13 protein-coding genes and 1 pseudogene are annotated in these 15554 nt (G+C 59.4%); 1 reads left to right on the top strand and 13 read right to left on the bottom strand.

The features are described from left to right. Positions 1 to 330 precede the first annotated feature (330 nt). A pseudogene (locus ACTQ33_RS14745) lies at positions 331 to 621 on the top strand (ATP-dependent zinc metalloprotease FtsH); the annotation flags it as partial. A gap of 77 nt (positions 622 to 698) precedes the next feature. Here ACTQ33_RS14745 and ACTQ33_RS14750 read toward each other — a convergent pair. From ACTQ33_RS14750 to ACTQ33_RS14810, 13 genes are all read right to left on the bottom strand, one after another. After that, complete coding sequence (locus ACTQ33_RS14750) at positions 699 to 1838, bottom strand: glycerate kinase family protein (RefSeq protein WP_441465298.1); 1140 nt, start codon at positions 1836 to 1838, stop codon at positions 699 to 701. 3 nt (positions 1839 to 1841) lie between these two features. Further along, positions 1842 to 2180, bottom strand: a complete 339-nt coding sequence (locus ACTQ33_RS14755; RefSeq protein ID WP_441465299.1) for a hypothetical protein — start codon at positions 2178 to 2180, stop codon at positions 1842 to 1844. A gap of 151 nt (positions 2181 to 2331) precedes the next feature. Then, complete coding sequence (locus ACTQ33_RS14760; RefSeq protein ID WP_441465300.1) at positions 2332 to 3786, bottom strand: trypsin-like peptidase domain-containing protein; 1455 nt, start codon at positions 3784 to 3786, stop codon at positions 2332 to 2334. Positions 3787 to 3801: 15 nt separating this feature from the next. Beyond that, a complete protein-coding gene (locus tag ACTQ33_RS14765) occupies positions 3802 to 4566 on the bottom strand; it encodes a hypothetical protein (RefSeq protein WP_441465301.1) in 765 nt (254 codons plus the stop codon). A 2-nt stretch (positions 4567 to 4568) separates the two neighbouring features. Beyond that, on the bottom strand, positions 4569 to 5621 hold the full coding sequence (locus ACTQ33_RS14770) for a cysteine protease StiP family protein (RefSeq protein WP_441465302.1): 1053 nt from the start codon (positions 5619 to 5621) through the stop codon (positions 4569 to 4571). Beyond that, a complete protein-coding gene (locus tag ACTQ33_RS14775) occupies positions 5605 to 6753 on the bottom strand; it encodes a phosphoribosyltransferase domain-containing protein (RefSeq protein ID WP_441465303.1) in 1149 nt (382 codons plus the stop codon). Before ACTQ33_RS14775 ends, ACTQ33_RS14770 begins: the two co-directional genes overlap by 17 nt. Before the next feature lie 12 nt (positions 6754 to 6765). After that, entirely contained in the window at positions 6766 to 7344 is a 579-nt protein-coding gene (locus ACTQ33_RS14780) for a rhomboid family intramembrane serine protease (protein WP_441465304.1), read from the bottom strand. A gap of 72 nt (positions 7345 to 7416) precedes the next feature. Further along, positions 7417 to 10071: a calcium-translocating P-type ATPase, PMCA-type gene (locus ACTQ33_RS14785; RefSeq protein ID WP_441465305.1), complete on the bottom strand. Its 2655-nt coding sequence runs from the start codon at positions 10069 to 10071 to the stop codon at positions 7417 to 7419. Between the two features lie 81 nt (positions 10072 to 10152). After that, positions 10153 to 10758, bottom strand: a complete 606-nt coding sequence (locus ACTQ33_RS14790) for a TerD family protein (RefSeq protein WP_441465306.1) — start codon at positions 10756 to 10758, stop codon at positions 10153 to 10155. A gap of 76 nt (positions 10759 to 10834) precedes the next feature. Then, complete coding sequence (locus ACTQ33_RS14795; protein ID WP_441465307.1) at positions 10835 to 11416, bottom strand: TerD family protein; 582 nt, start codon at positions 11414 to 11416, stop codon at positions 10835 to 10837. A 47-nt stretch (positions 11417 to 11463) separates the two neighbouring features. Next, positions 11464 to 12045 carry a TerD family protein gene (locus tag ACTQ33_RS14800; protein WP_441465308.1) on the bottom strand — a complete coding sequence of 194 codons (582 nt, stop codon included), beginning with the start codon at positions 12043 to 12045 and terminating at the stop codon, positions 11464 to 11466. 51 nt (positions 12046 to 12096) lie between these two features. Further along, positions 12097 to 13245 (bottom strand): toxic anion resistance protein, encoded by a 1149-nt coding sequence (locus ACTQ33_RS14805; RefSeq protein ID WP_441465309.1) that lies wholly within the window; start codon positions 13243 to 13245, stop codon positions 12097 to 12099. A 7-nt stretch (positions 13246 to 13252) separates the two neighbouring features. Next, positions 13253 to 15520 (bottom strand): YceG family protein, encoded by a 2268-nt coding sequence (locus ACTQ33_RS14810; RefSeq protein WP_441465310.1) that lies wholly within the window; start codon positions 15518 to 15520, stop codon positions 13253 to 13255. Between the last annotated feature and the right edge of the window lie 34 nt (positions 15521 to 15554).

The following is a 15554-nucleotide window of genomic DNA, read 5'->3' on the forward strand; positions in this document are numbered from 1 at the left end:
AGGAGAAGATCGTCTTCCTATACCAATGTGGTGTGAATCATCTGCCCTTGGAACAACTACTTGCTTATGTTGCTTGATTATGTGCATTTCGACAGTTTTGCTCATTTATAGTATCTTTCCTATTTTTTTGCGGGTTCGGCAGACAGATAGGCGCCGAATCCGTTCGACTAAGCGGCGGTCCGGGACAGCACCGCTCCCCTGCCGATGTTCTCTTCCCTGTACGATGGGGTGCTCTGGACAAACCGTCGTCCATTGGGTATAATACCACCAATCGTATGATAGAATCCCTGCCGCTTGACACCAAAGGAGGATGCGCAGATGCCGTCAGACACCAGGCAGGCCCGGGCCATGATCACCCGGTACGGCATGAGCAAGGAGTTCGATATGGTGGCCATGGAGACCACCACCAACCAGTATTTGGGCGGCGACACATCCCTGACCTGTTCCATGGAAACCCAGACGGAAATTGACCGGCAGGTGGTGGCGCTGGTCCGCCGGCAGCACCAAAAGGCCGTGCAGATTCTCACGGACCACCTGGACAAGCTCCACACACTGTCCAAGTATCTCTATGAAAAAGAAACGATCACCGGTGAGGAATTTATGGAAATTCTCAACGGCTGACCGCCGGAAAATGCACGCCGCGGCACATCCCCAATGCAGGGATGTGCCGCGGTTACTGTACGCGTATGACTGTCTGCCTAGTCGGAAAACGCACGGACGGCTTTGGTGTAACGCATAAGGTCCGTCAGCGTCCGGCGGTAATCGGCCTCGCCCCGATGGCGGATGGCCTCGAAGGGCAGCGCTTCCCGATTGGTGGTAAACACCGCAGTGATGCCCTCGTCGTAGACCGGTTCGATGCCCGAGCCGGTGACGCCGACAATGGCTACCACCGGAACGTTCTTCCGCTTGGCCCGCCGGGACACGCCGATGGGCACTTTCCCACCCAAACTCTGGCCGTCCATGCGGCCTTCGCCGGTAAGGACCAGGTCGCAGCCCTCCAGCTGTTTATCAAAGCGCACCAAGTCCAGGACCACTTCAATGCCCGGCCGCAAGGCCGCGCCAAAAAAGGCCGCCGCACCGCCGCCGAAGCCGCCGGCAGCACCGGCACCGGGCAAATCTGCCACGGAGCCATGCAAATCCCGTTGGATGACGCGAGCCAAATGGGCAAGGCCGTCGTCCAGCTGCCGGACCATGGCTGCATCGGCCCCTTTCTGGGGACCGAACACAGCCGCCGCGCCCCGTTCGCCGCACAGAGGGTTATCGATGTCGCACATGACCTCCACTGTGACACCGTCCAGCAGGGCTTTGGCTTCTGTACAATCAATGGAAGCGATATCACCGAGTGTTGCGCCCACAGGCGTGAACACCTTCCCTGCTGTGTTACGGAACATAACGCCCATGGCGGCCGCCGCACCGCAGCCGCCGTCGTTGGTGGCGCTGCCGCCAAGGCCCAGAACCAGATGCTTGGCCCCCTGCTCCACGGCGTGGCGCAAAAGTTGGCCCACACCGTAGGTGGTGGTCTGTGACGGGTCCAGCCGCTGGCCCACCATGGGCAGACCGGCGGCGGCGGCCATTTCCACCACAGCCGTGTCGCCCATGCGGGCGTAGGCTGCCTCTACCGGTTCGCCCCAGGGGCCGGTGACAGGCGCAGTGACCCGCTGCCCGCCCACGGCCTCCAGGAAGCACTCCACAGTGCCCTCTCCCCCGTCGGCCACCGGCAGGCCGATGACCCGGCAGCGAGGGTAAAACTGCCGGATCACGTCCTCCGCCATCTGGGCGATGGCGCTGCTGCTGAGAGAGCCTTTGAAAGAATCGGAAATAACAATGATTTTTCTCATATTTCAGATGTTGACGATATTGGTGGGCTTGCCGTCCAGTTCGATGAGGGGATCGTGCCAGTAGCACCAATCCGCATGGTTGGCCCACTTGCCCTTGAAGACGGTCTGGCTGTGGTGGCAGTTTTCCAGCAGCAGGGCAAAGGCGTACTGGTCCATGGTCGCCCGTCTGATGGGGGTCTTGTTCATAACGGCAACCTCCGCGTCGCCGATGCGCTCGGCAATGATGGGCGCGTCCACATAGGAGGTGCGGTCATAGACCGTCACCTCCCCCAGGGGCTCCAGGGCTGCCCAGCTCAAATCGCCGGGATTTTCCGTATAGCCATCCAACACTACGATTTTCATAGGGATTTCCTCCTGTTATATGAAACTGTCTCCGGCTCAAAACACGCCCTGCTCCACCATGGCCTGGGCCACCCGCTGAAATCCGGCAATGTTGCCCCCAGCCGCCGGAGGGCGGCTGTAACAAATCAAACATATCTACGCAAGAAGCTCTTTATAACAGGTTCCCGAGGAATTGCCGGATGGTGGTGTGGTCCACCGCCAGATTCAGGTTCTGGCCATCATCGAATCCGGCGGTAATGACGCCGATCAGCCGTCCGTACAGGTCCAGCAGGGCACCGCCGCTGCTGCCCGGCGAAACCGGTGCGGTAAACTGCACCATGGAGGTCTCCCGCAGCTCCCGGAAGCCGGACACGATGCCATCCGATATGGTGTTGAACAGTCCCAGGGGGCTGCCGATGGCCACAACCTTCTGGCCTCGCACCAACCGTTCCGACGCTTCGAGGATGGGAATGGGAGGCCGCCGCTTGTCGGACCGCAGAATGGCCAGGTCCCGCTCGGGATGGTATTTGATCAGTTCATTGGTATAGAAGACGTCCGATTCCTCCTCCAGCACGATACCGTAATAGGCGCCGCCGGCCACCACATGGAAATTGGTCAAAATATACCCCTGGTCGCTGATGATGATGCCGGAGCCGGTTTTGACACACTCCTTGTTCTGGTCAAACACCTTCAGCATGACCACCGAAGACGCGAAGCGGGCCAGCTCCTCAAACTCCATAGGCTGCCGCCGCGCCCCCGCCTGGGCCGCGGGCTGCTGCACCGGCTGCGGGGCAGGCTGCCGCACCGGCGGGGCGGCCCGGTCCGACCGCTGCAAGGATGCGCGGGACAGGGACGGTTGGGGCTGGGGCTGCACCGGGGCGGCTGCCACCCGATCGGCCCGCTGCAACGACGCGCGGGACAGGGTGGGCCGCTGCTGCGTCATTATCGGTTCCGGCTGTGCCGTCTCCGGCACGTTCTGCCGCCGGGGCAGCACCGGTGGCTGCTCCACCCTCTGAGAGAGGGCCAGCAGCTCTGCCGATTGCACCGATACATCCTGTTCCTTTCCCAGGTACAGCACATCACAGCCCAACCGGTAGAGCAGATACAAAAAGAGATATTCTGCCGTTCCCACGGTACCACTGCACACAAATTTGGGAAACCGGGTCAGTTTTGTGGTTTCCACAAACAGCTTGGGACCATAGCAGTCAATCCAATACAAGAGCTTCACGGCGAAATTGCGCAGAATGGAATCCTCCGTACAATTCCGTACCCGCCGGAACAGGTCCAGAATTTCCTGGAGTGCTCCAGTAAAGGTCTCCTCCCAGAGGACATTCTGAAAGCGGAAGGACGGATTGCAGTTTCCCTGGCTGTACCGCTCCCGGTACCGTTCCGCCGCCGTCGTATCCAGACGGTTGAGCTGTTCAGCATAGACGTAACCGGACCGGTCGTTTTGCCAGGAGCGGCACAGGGCCGCCCACGCGTCAAACTCCTGCCCCGCCGTCCACCGCAAAAAGAATGTCTCCTTTTGAAAGTTAGAATACCGGCCCGGCCGCTGGAAGAACTGTTCCACCGGATGGTCGGCTGTTTCCAGGCGTACCACCTGAAACTGGTTGAAAAACGGATTCATATGGACTTTCTCCTCCTATTGTCCGGCCCGCGCAAAGGCCGCGGCCTGTTGCAGCACATAGTCCGGGAAGCGGCCCTGACCGTCCCAGACCGCCACGCGGTCCCGGTCCATCCCTTCCACCAGGACGTCATGGGGTGCGATGGCCCAGTCGCATTCCCGCAGCATGGGGACGTCGATGGCACTGTCCCCCGCCCCGATGACGCCGGAGGGACTGAATCGACGCCGCAGCCGCGCCACCGCCGCGCCCTTGTTGACCGGCGGCGGAAACAGGTAGAGTTTCCGTCCCGTGGTCTCCACCGACAGCGTCGTATCCGTCAGGCAGGACCGGCAGTACGCAGCGTCCTCCGGGTCGGGGCAGGACAGAAACAGATACGCCCCGTCCACCCGCCGGAGACGGCGGCCCGCCAGCCGTTGCGGAATCGCCGCTTCCATCCGCTCCAGTTCCGGCAGCCACGGCGTCAGCAGGGCTTGCGTCTCCGCTTCCCATGCCGCGTCCGGCTGCCCGTGGTGGAGCAGGACCGCGCCGTTGGCCGCCACCGCATAGGCGGGCGTCACCGGCTCCGGAAACCGGATGCGCAGATATTGCGCCACCGAACGGGTGGTCACGGGAATCAGCCGTGTCAACTGATGGACTGTTTCCAAAAGGGAGACGGCGTCGGGCGTCAGAAATCCCTGCTCCTTTCCGTCGAGCCACTCCACACACCGGTCCCCCTCCTGCCGGTGGGCTATGGAAAAGAGCAGCGTATTGTCCAGATCGCTGGCAAACAGTATTGGTTCCATACTCATTGGTCCGCCATGGTCCGAATGAGTCCGCAGGCCCGGTAATTGACCAGGGGGTACTCACACAGCTCCACGCCTTTCTCCTTTGCCAGGGCGTAAATATGGCCCAGATAGGCCTCGTCGTCCAGACTGTGTACCAGGATTTTCCACGGCACCCGGCGCAGCAGTACGCGGGTGGTCTCCCCGATGCTGGGCTTCACCAGATTGCGGTCCGAAATGGAAAATTCCTGGCGAATCCGCTCCACCTCTTCCAGCGCGCTGATGGAATGGGGCGCCGGCTCCGGCGCCGGCTGCTGGTGCGTGGAAAAATGAGCCGCAATGGCATCGATAAACTGATAGGTCAGGTCCTTGGGCCGCAGCGCTTCATAAAAGACCGCCCCATGGAACTCCCCCGGCCCGATGAGATCGGTCCGGTAAACGGTCCGGCTGAGGAGACCGGAGACCGTGGAATTGAGACAGGAGCTGGCAATAAGGAAATCCTCCTTGGTACCGCACAGGTCCGTCAGATTGGCCGGGTCCGACAGCACAGCCAGCCGCCCATCCACCCCTTTATAGGCGGTGACGGCCCGGTACAGTTCCGCCTGGATGGCCCCCTTCCCGGTCCAGCCGTCCACAAACTGGATGGTTTCCGCCGGGTGGCGGTCCAAGATGTACGCCATGGCCGCTGCATCGATACCCCGGCCCCGGATGATGGAGATGGTGTAGTGGGGCACGTCCACGCCGTAGCGGAACCGGAAATACCGCTTTAACAGCACGCCGATGGAGGTACCAGCCCGCGCCAACGAGACCAGGACCACCCGCTCCCCTTTCTGCTGCCAGAGCTTGTGGCACACGGAAGCCAGGGCATCAGCCGTCATGGACGCGTACCGCTCCACGGCGTCAAAGTAGGCCCGGAGATACTGTTCCGACGGCTCATACTCCACCGGCAGCATCTCCGAATAGTGGACGCCCTGCTGAATGCGCCGCTCCCGTTCCAGGGTGTCCATGGGTTCGATGCAGTTGGTGAGATCTTTCAGCAGAATGGTCACATCGTCCTGTTTATAGGTACCAAACATGGTTGCCTCCCTGAATGTAGTAAACTCGCGCCGTCCCCCGGCCCGGCAAGGCAGACAGGACGCTGCACAAAGCCGCCGTGTCTTCCCGCATGGTGTCCGATACCACCACCACCGCGTCGTAGGATTCCAGGTTGTAGAGGTACGTCTTACGGTCGTCACTGTAAAAACTGCGGACCTGGGCCCCCGAGACAATGGGATACCCTGCCTCCCGGCTGACGCCGATGGGGCTGCGGGTGGTGGCGTGGCATCGGACCGCCCCACTCCCCGGTCTCCTCGCCAGCTGTTGACCCAGAATCAGGGATGGAAGCATACACTCCTCCGTCCCCAGGACCAGGGTCCGGCCCCCTTCCGGCAGCGCCGCCCATTGGAGAAAGGCATCGGCCATCTTCCGGCATTGGGCCACATAGTCCCCGATGGACACACCCAGCCGGGGATTCTGGTCGAAGGAGCCGGACAGCATCCACGATTGGAACGGTGTTTCCGGCGTCCATTGGGGCGGCTGCGGCGCTTCCTCCACTGTGTACCGCGCCACCTGGCTGTCGTAATCGGCCTGGGGCAGCCGGACCAGACAGTGGGAGACGATACCCGCCTGACGCAGCCGCGCCTCCTGTTCCGGTGTCACGCGGTTGAGAATGGAGGCCGCCACCACCGTTTTCTCCCGCAGGGACGGGTACCGGTTTGCCATCTGCTCCACCATATTGAGAATGGTCTTGCCGGTGGAGATTTCATCATCCACCAAAATCACTGTGTCCGTGGCGGCCAGCCCCGCTTCCAGGGCGTCGCCGCACAGCTTCTGTTCCACGGCGTGGCTGTGCTCCTCCTGAAATTCCAGCCAGTTGTGGTTGCCTGGACAGTCTTCCCGGGTGGTCTGTACATAGAAACAGTCTCCGGCCAGCTGTGCCGCCGCCACCGCACCGATGGCCGTGGCCGTCTCGGCAAAGCCGATGACCAGACGGGCCGACGGATAGGAACGCCGCAGGGATTCCCCCAGATGCTCCATCAGCGCCAGGGCCGTTTCCGGGTCCACCGGCAAGTGCTTGGCCTGCAAAGGATTGACCAGCAGATAGGACCGTTTTGTGTTACGATATCGTTTTGCGATGCGCAAAACATCTTCCATGGTATACTGTTGCATTCGTTTGATTCCTCAAAATTTTCGGGTGAGCCGCTGCTTGGGGGTAACGCCGTAGCCGAAAACCGTACCGCAAGCGCCGCCCACAATGTGCATCAAATTGGCCACATTATCCCGGACGAATAGAATGGAATATGCTTCCTGGCCCAGGTAGAGCAGCGCCACCAAAATCAGCGTCAGGGGGATTTTGCCGCTCTTCATGCCGGACAGGGACGCCAGCATGATCATCATAAACACGATGCCGCTGGCACCCAGCAGCGCCGTGCCGGGAAACAGCAGGATGTGCAAAACGCCGGACAGCACCGCCGTGACGAGAATCCCCAGCGCCAGAGGGCCGCTGCCGTACTTTTCCTCCAGCGGTGGTCCGATGACCAGCAGCAGGAGCATATTCCCCAGGAAATGCTCCAAGTTGGCATGGCCCAGCACATGGCCCAACAGCCGCACATACGTCAGCGGATTGGCCGGAGACGACCGGTACACGCTGAACAGCGCTTGCGTGGTCCACCCGTTGGTGAGCGTCCCCAGCAGCAGGGCGGCAGCGGACAGAAAGAACAGGCTCAGCACCACCGGCGAATTATAATCCAGCTTTTTCATACGCTTCTCCCTTTCTGGTTCTGTAAAAAAGAGGGTACCCCGTCCAACGGCGGGCGTACCCTCTCACTTTGCTTACGACAGCTTTTCTGTGATCACCTTTCTGAGCATATCCACAGGGATCATGGTCACAGCAAACACCGCCACAACGCACCATCCCGTCAAAGAGAAGGGGACGCAGCTGAACATACTGCTGATGACGCCGAAGGCCGAAATGGGAATCAGCCCCGCGTTGACAATGAAGGCCTGCACCAGAATGATAGTGACAAACACCTTCATAAAGCCCGTATTTTCATTGAGGCCCTTGAAAATGCCGAAACGGTCGTCCCGGACATTGAAGCCGTTAAACAGGGCGCTCCAGATGAACAGAACGAAGTACGCCGACAGCTTCTGCGCCTCCGTGTCAAAGAACCGGTTCACAAACGGCGCCTTGAGGAACACAAAGCTGAGGACGGTCAGCCACAGGCCCATGGTGACGATCTGCACCATCATGGGCTTGCTGACGATGCTCTCGTCGCGGCGGCGGGGCTTTTCGGTCATATACCGCTTCTGGGCCGGCTCGTTGCCCAGCATAATGGCGCCCAGGCCGTCCATCACCAGGTTGACAAACAACAGGTGCGTCACCTTCAGCGGCTCCTCCACGCCGAAGAACGGCGCGATGGCACTGACCACCACGGCGGCCACGTTGATGACCAGCTGGAACTTACAGAACTTGAGAATGTTATGGTAGATGGTACGGCCATACCAGATGGCGTCCTTGATGGACTTGAAGTTGTCGTCCAGGATGACGATTTTACCGGCTTCCTTGGCCGCCTCGGTGCCGCTGCCCATGGCAAAGCCCACGTCGGCGCGCTTCAAGGCCGGGGAGTCGTTGACGCCGTCGCCGGTCATGCCCACCACCAGATTCATCTCCTGGCACAGCCGCACCATACGGGATTTGTCCGTGGGCAGGGCGCGGGCGATGACGCGGGTTCTGGGAATGATCTTTTTGACTTCCTCGTCGCTCATCTCGTTGAGCTTGGCGGAGGTCAACGCCACGTCGTCCTCCGACTTGAGCAGTCCTGCATCCTTGGCGATGGCCACCGCCGTTTCCAGCCGGTCGCCGGTGATCATAACCACCTGGATTCCGGCGTTCTGCACGTCGGCAATGGCTTCCCGGGCCTCGGGACGGACGTCGTCGCGGATGGCTACAAAGCCGATGATGACCGTATCCTCCTGGATGCGGTTTTCACACAGCGCCTGATTGGAATAGCCGAAGGCCAGCACACGCATGGACTTGTTGGCCAGCTCGTCGATTTTAGCGTTGAGGGATTCCATGTGGATGGGACGCTCGGAGCCGTCCGCCGTCAGGCAGCGGGTGGCCACAGCCAGCAGCCGTTCCGGCGCGCCCTTATAGAACGTCTTGTCCAGCTCCCGGATATGCGCCTGGCTGAACTTGTTGGCGGAGTTGAAGCTCTGGGACTCGTCGGCGGTGTACTGATTCTCCACAGCGTGGAACGTCTCGGCGCCCAGGAATTTCATCAACGCCTGATCGGTGGCATTGCCGCCGATGACCCGGCCCTCCGCATCAAACATGGACTGGGAGTTCTTGCCGATGGCCAGATTCACCAGCTGTTGGATGTTCTTGTGTTCGGCCATCATGTTCAGGGGAATCACCGTGCCGTCGGCGGTAAAGAACTCCACCACTTCCAGATGGCCCTTGGTGATGGTGCCGGTCTTATCGCTGAACAGGATGTTCAGCGAACCGGCCGTCTCGATGCCCACGGCCTTGCGGACCAGAACGTTGTGGTCCAGCATTTTGCTGGTGTTCTGCATCAGCACCAGGGAGATCATCAGGGGCAGTCCTTCCGGCACGGCGCAGACAATGATGACCACCGCCAGGGACACGGCCTCCACCACGTCCTTGACGATTTCCGCCAAATCCATGGAGAAATAGGCCGCCGGTCCACCGGCCTGGAGAATGAAGTAGATGAAGTAGAGCACGGCGATGACAATGGCGCCGATATAGCCGAAGCGGGAGATCATATCGGCCAACTTGGCCAGCTTGACTTTCAGGGGCGAATCCGGCTCGTCCTCCTGCATCTCCTCGGCCATCTTGCCCATCATGGTGGCAAGGCCCACCTTCTGGACGTCCATGACGCCTTCACCGTCGAACAGCACCGCGCCGCGGAACAGGGAGTGCTTGTCCACAAAGGTGTCGCCGGTGATCTCATCGGCCAGCTGCAATTCCGTTTCCGCCGCGTACTTGGGGCACTCCTCCGCCTCGCCGTTGAGGGCGGAGTTATCCACCTTCAGATGTCCGGCTACGAGGATGCCGTCCGCCGGGATTTTATCACCGGCCTGGAGCAGTACCTTGTCGCCGACCACCACGTCGTCCACGTCGATGACGACCACAACGCCGTCCCGGTAGACTTTACACTGGTCTTTCTTGGTGCTGTCTTTCAACTGGCGGTACTTGGTATCGCTGGCCACGCCGGTTTTGGCCGAAACAACCGCCACAATCAGCACCGCCACAATGGTGCCGGCCGGTTCGTAAATATCCGCGTAGTCAAAGACAAACATGACGATCATCAGCGCTGCGATGGCCAGCAGAATGCGGATCATGGGGTCCTTGAAGGTCTCCTTGAATTCCGCCCAAAAGGTGGTGGGTTCCGAGTCGGGAATCACGTTGCTGCCGTATTTCTTTCTCGATTCCTCCACCTGGGATTGGTTGAGTCCGTTAAAATGCATGGGCATTCACCTCGATACGACGGCAAAGAGGAGGAATGGTATCATTCGCTCCTCTTTGCCAATGATGATTGGTTATTAGTATTAAGTAAATCTAGCGCACAGCTGACCCAGACCGGGGTCCTGAGTTGCCTGGCCGACGGCGTTGAACTTCCACTCACCGTTGTGGCGGTAGACCTCGCCGAAAATCATAGCCGTCATATTGTCGTAGTTTTCCGACAGGTTGTAACGGCACAGCTCCTGATTGTTGCGGGCATCCACAATGCGGATGAACGCATTCTGAATCATGCCGAAGTGCTGGTGGCGTTCCACAGCCTGATAGATGTTGACCACAATCACAATGCGGTCATATTCCGCCGGAACGCTGTTGAGCTCAATGACGATCTGCTCGTCGTCACCCTCGCCGGCGCCGGTCAGGTTGTCGCCCATATGCTGCACCGACCGGGAGCTATGGGTCAGATTGCCGAAAAATACGATGTCGTTCCGGTCCACCAGCTTTCCGCCCCGCAGCAGAATGGCCGAGGCGTCGCAGTCGATGTTCTGGTTGGAGCCGCCGGAGAACAGGCCGCCCAGCAGGCCGCCCTTCTTCTTGGCTTCATCCCAGCCCAGACCGACGACCACACGGTTCAAGCCCTCGCGGCCCTCCTTGGAAAGACTGACTTTCTGACCCTTTTGCAAACTGATCGACATTACGGATTCCTCCTTATTTCCAGCGAAACGTCCGTCGGTCTGTCAGGCCGGCGGTTGCCGTTTCTGATTTCGTATGTTACTCCACATCCACGCCATAGTTGGCGCACAGGGCAGCCAGACCGCCCTGGTAGCCGCTGCCGATGGCGTTGAACTTCCACTCGCCGTTGTTTTTATACAGCTCGCCGAAAACAGCCGCCGTCTCGATGGAGAAGTCCTCGCCCAGATCGTACCGCAGCAGCTCCTGGCCGGAAACCTCGTCGAAAATACGGATAAAGGCGTTGTTCACCTGGCCGAAATTCTGCCGCCGCTCCTCGGCCTCGTAGATGGTGACCGTGAAGGCGATGCGGGAAATATTTTCGGGCACCTTGGTCAGATCAATTTTGATCTGCTCATCGTCACCGGCACCCTCGCCGGTCAGGTTGTCGCCCAGATGCTCCACGCTGCCGGAGGGGTGCTTCAGGTTGCCGTAAAAAACGAAATCCTCGCTGCGGGTGGTCTTGCCGGACTCCCCCAGCAGAAATGCCGCCGCGTCCAGATCAAACGCGCCGCCGGTGTCAAAGGCGTTGACATCCCAGCCCAGGCCCACGACTACCTTGGACAGGCCCGGATTCTCCTTGGTCAAGCTGACCTTCTGGCCTTTTTTCAGACTGACAGGCATATACTGTCTCCTCCCTACACTGTAAAAATGGTTTGGATATTGCTTGGTTATGCCACTTCGATGCCGTAGTGGCCGCACAGGGCTGCAAGGCCTCCCTGGAAGCCGCTGCCGATGGCATTGAACTTCCACTCGCCGTTGTGCCGGTACAGCTCACCGACGACAATGGCCGTCTCAATGGAGAAGTCCTCGCCCAGGTCGTAGCGGATCAGGTCCGCGCCGGTGGTCAGGTCCTGAATGTGGATGTACGCGTTCGACACCTGGCCGAAGTTCTGGTGACGGCTCTCGGCATCGTAGATGGTGACCGTAAAGGCAATCCGCTCCACATTGGAAGGCACCTTGCTCAGGTCCACGACGATCTGCTCGTCGTCGCCGTCGCCCTCGCCGGTCAGGTTGTCGCCCATGTGCTTCACCGAACCACTGACATGCTCCAGATTTCCGTAAAACACAAATTCCTTTTCTGTGGGGCACTTACCGTTGCCGCCGACCATAAACGCCGCGGCATCCAGGTCAAAGGCCGCGCCGGAGTCATAGGCGTTGACGTCCCAACCCAGGCCCACAACGATTTTCGTCAAGCTGGGGTTTCCCTTGGTCAGGTCTACTTTTTGTCCCTTTGTCAGATTGATAGGCATTGTAAAGTTCCTCCTCCTGATGATTTGCACACAATTTCTATGAATTTACACTCAATGCTGATTGGGCATGTGATATCGCTGATTGAAATCGGCTTTGATGGTTTCCAGCCGTTTCTGGTCCTCGATCCGCTGCTTGCGGGCGTTCTCCTGAATCTGATTGGTCTCGTCGATGCCGGAGACAATGGTCTGCCACATCTTCTCCAGCGTCTCGATTTTAATGGAGCTGCCGGAGGCCAGACGGGCCGTCATCTTTGCCTGCTCCGCCGTATTCTGGGCGTTGCGGATGAGCATTTCGTTGGTCTTTTCATCCAGCGCTGCCATGGCCTCAGCCTGAATCCGCTGGCGCTTGAGCATGATGGCCTGGGTCAACGCCTGTTTAAACACAGGTAAGGTGATGATAAACGCCGAATTGATCTTGCGCACCAGGTTCATATTGCTGAACTGCATGGTTTTGATCATGGGAATGGCCTGCATGGCCACGTTTTCTGCCGTGCGCAGGTCCTGGGTCCGCTGTTCCAGCATCATCAACGCCTGATTCAGCGAGGTCAGCTCAAACTGGATGGAGTTGTCGCCGCTGGCCGCCATATCGGCCTGTCGCTGGGCGATATACGCCTCGATTTCCCGGCAGCCCTGCTCACCGGCCAGAATGTATTTGACCAGCTCATGGTAATAGGTCACGTTGGCCTGGAACATATCCTCCAGCTTCCGGTTGGACTGCTTGATCTCCGATTCATACTGCTTGAGCTGCACATAGATCTTGTCCACTTCCTCACCCATGGTGTGGTATTTGGCCAAAATCTTGTCCAGCTGCTTGCGGAGGTTGCCGAAGAGTTTGTTGAGAAAGCCGGGGTTCTCCTTGATCTCCTCAATGTCGAACTTGTCCATGATCTTGGCCAGGGTGGTCAGCATGGCGCTGGACTCGTCCAGCTGGGACAGGTTCATACTGTTTAGGACTACGTCGGAGCACTTGGAAATCTCCTCCGCCGCATCGGCGCCGAAGGATACGATGGTTTCCAGATTGTAAACCTCGATCTGGCTGGCCAGACGGTCCACCTCCGGCGAGTTGGTCAGCTGTTGGTTCATTTGCTGCCGGTCGGCCACAATATCGTATTTCTGATACGTCTCTTCCTGCACGGCCGGGGCGGTTCCGGGTTCCACCGTGGAACCGGATGCTGCGGGTCTGTTGAAATCCAATGCCATAGAATTCTCACCTTCCAAACAGTTTTCTCAAGGGGTTGATACTCGGTTGCTGGGTGGAAACGGCGGCAAAATTGGGAACCGTCAAATCATAGATGTATTCGCCAATCTGCTGCTCATGGATATAGTCCGGCGGGAAAAATTTTTCCACACATTGAAAGCCCGTGGGGATAAACAGCAGCACATCGAAGCCCATGCGGTTCAGCAGCGCCACCACAATGCTCTCCTCCAGATTCAGCACCCGCTCCGTGGGATTGATCAGCAGGAGCTTGGGGTTCTTTTTGGTAAAGTCAAATTTCTGCACCATGCGCAGTACGGCCTTGGGCAGATTCAGCGCTGTGGAAAGCACCGTGTACTCCGTCCCGTTCTGCCAGGTGCCGGCGATGATCTTCTGATCCAACAAGCACTGTACCTGATCCAGCAGGAACTCCTGCATCTCCTTCCGCAGAATGGCATAGGGATACGCCTTGTGGTTCCGGAGTTTGTCCCGCAGCAGCTTGCCGTTTTTCAGGAATTGGGTCACAAAGGGTTTGATGGGGTTTTCATCCGTGGGGGACAGCCACGGGAGCCGGTCCACCAGGACCGTGTCGGGGGTCAGGAGTTTTTTGATCTCGCTCCAATACCGGCGGACGTCCCCATCCTTGACGCCGCACACCTTTTCCAGCAGCACCGGCACCGTCACCCGGTCGCCGGACACGGAAAAGGAAGGGCGGTACTTGAGTTCCTGGTCCCACAACAGGCCGATTTCCTCGTACATGGGCTGTAGGGTGACGGCCTCGGCCCTGGCGTACTGCTGATTGCGGTACATGCCGGAGTCCTGATACATCATGGAATCCAGGTCCCGCTCCGCCTGATAGGCGGCGGTGGCCACCCGCCGCTGGGAGGAGGCCGTGGGGAACGTCTCCATGGGCAGGGAATCGTCATAGGTCAGCCGCAGCAGCGCCGGGTCTTCCAGCACCGGCACCGCGGCCCGGTTGGGGACCAGCACCAGCACGTCCACCGGCAGCCGGGCCAGCAGCCGGAGAAACAGCGCTTCGTTCCGGCTGCCGCAGTTGCCGAACAGCAGGAACACAGGCACCTGTCCCGGCGTCCACGCGGGGAACAGTGTCTGTTGATACCGTTTCAGCCAGACCAGCAGATATACCGCCCGGTTGGTCAGTTTCAGCAGAGACCCATCCGGGGCCTGTCCCTCTTCCAGCAACAGGTCCACAAAGCCCTTGACCATGAGCCGCTGCAATTCCGCCTGGGCCGGATAGCGGAGATTCTGAGAAAGGCCCAGAATCATCTGGTCCAGCGTCGTATAATTCTGCCGCCGGATGGCGGCGATCTCCTCCGGCGTGGGGGCCGGGATGGCCTGGTCCACCAGGCAGATGGGGCGTTCCGACCGCTCCAGTTCCTGATAGAATCCAAAGAGATCATTGGAAAACAGCAGCCGATCCTCCACACCGTGCTGCAAGAGAAAGGCATTGTAAAAGAGATGGGGGTCGTCTCCCCGGGCGGGCGGCGCCGTCAGCACCTCCCGCAGGGCGGGCGACCGCATCCAGGCGTTGGTACACGGCTGGAGTGTGGGCAACGTGCCATATAGCCGCTGGCGGTTCCACTCCTGTTCCAATTCCTTCTGCACCCATTTCAGCGTAAACCAATCGGGAAACGGGGTGGCATTGGTCTGGGGCAGCCGGGTGGAGCACTGGTCCGTGGGGTCCGCCCGGCGGTACTGCGCCCCGTCCCGGCACACCATCAGAATGTCCGCCCCGGCTCCGGCCAGAATGGTCAGCAGCTGCAATTCGTAGGCGCTCACCGCGCCGTCATAGAGGATTTTGGGCAGACGGTCCTGGCCCAGCGCCGCTAGAATCCGTTCAAATTTAAAGTACAGCCAGCAGAGGTATTTGACATAGGCGTTGTGGAGCATGTTCTCGTTTTTGCCCTGACGGGCCAGCGACTCCAGCATAGCGTCCATGGACACTACAATGTTCTCCCGCTGGGCCGGAGACAGGCGGGGCAGCCACCGGCGCAGCTGGTCATCCATAAACGGCCGGTTCCGCTGAAATCCGCCTCCCAGCATCTCCTGAAAATACGCCAGGTTTTCCGGCGTGGGATTGGGAATGCGCCCGTCGAGGATGACACCGTTCTGCCGGGCCTCCTGGTAAAACCGTTTGACCGCGTCGGGCAGATCCTCGGTAAATCCCTCCACCCGTACAAAATAGACGCACGGCTCCCGTCGTTGGGAAAGTGGTATTAAAAAGTCGTTAAGTTTTGATAAAGTTCCCAGTTGAAACATGGCGGCCCTATTCTTTCCCATGCGCAATTACCGC

Source organism: Candidatus Avoscillospira sp. LCP25S3_F1, from assembly GCF_052117125.1.
In the GTDB taxonomy this organism is placed as follows: Bacteria; Bacillota; Clostridia; order Oscillospirales; family Oscillospiraceae; genus Avoscillospira_A.

What these genes read in the sequence shown, in the direction of transcription:
- ACTQ33_RS14750 (WP_441465298.1), bottom strand. Translation starts at nt 1,838, where the DNA reads ATGAGAAAAATCATTGTTATTTCCGATTCTTTCAAAGGCTCTCTCAGC.
- ACTQ33_RS14755 (WP_441465299.1), bottom strand. Translation starts at nt 2,180, where the DNA reads ATGAAAATCGTAGTGTTGGATGGCTATACGGAAAATCCCGGCGATTTG.
- ACTQ33_RS14760 (WP_441465300.1), bottom strand. Translation starts at nt 3,786, where the DNA reads ATGAATCCGTTTTTCAACCAGTTTCAGGTGGTACGCCTGGAAACAGCC.
- ACTQ33_RS14765 (WP_441465301.1), bottom strand. Translation starts at nt 4,566, where the DNA reads ATGGAACCAATACTGTTTGCCAGCGATCTGGACAATACGCTGCTCTTT.
- ACTQ33_RS14770 (WP_441465302.1), bottom strand. Translation starts at nt 5,621, where the DNA reads ATGTTTGGTACCTATAAACAGGACGATGTGACCATTCTGCTGAAAGAT.
- ACTQ33_RS14775 (WP_441465303.1), bottom strand. Translation starts at nt 6,753, where the DNA reads ATGCAACAGTATACCATGGAAGATGTTTTGCGCATCGCAAAACGATAT.
- ACTQ33_RS14780 (WP_441465304.1), bottom strand. Translation starts at nt 7,344, where the DNA reads ATGAAAAAGCTGGATTATAATTCGCCGGTGGTGCTGAGCCTGTTCTTT.
- ACTQ33_RS14785 (WP_441465305.1), bottom strand. Translation starts at nt 10,071, where the DNA reads ATGCATTTTAACGGACTCAACCAATCCCAGGTGGAGGAATCGAGAAAG.
- ACTQ33_RS14790 (WP_441465306.1), bottom strand. Translation starts at nt 10,758, where the DNA reads ATGTCGATCAGTTTGCAAAAGGGTCAGAAAGTCAGTCTTTCCAAGGAG.
- ACTQ33_RS14795 (WP_441465307.1), bottom strand. Translation starts at nt 11,416, where the DNA reads ATGCCTGTCAGTCTGAAAAAAGGCCAGAAGGTCAGCTTGACCAAGGAG.
- ACTQ33_RS14800 (WP_441465308.1), bottom strand. Translation starts at nt 12,045, where the DNA reads ATGCCTATCAATCTGACAAAGGGACAAAAAGTAGACCTGACCAAGGGA.
- ACTQ33_RS14805 (WP_441465309.1), bottom strand. Translation starts at nt 13,245, where the DNA reads ATGGCATTGGATTTCAACAGACCCGCAGCATCCGGTTCCACGGTGGAA.
- ACTQ33_RS14810 (WP_441465310.1), bottom strand. Translation starts at nt 15,520, where the DNA reads ATGTTTCAACTGGGAACTTTATCAAAACTTAACGACTTTTTAATACCA.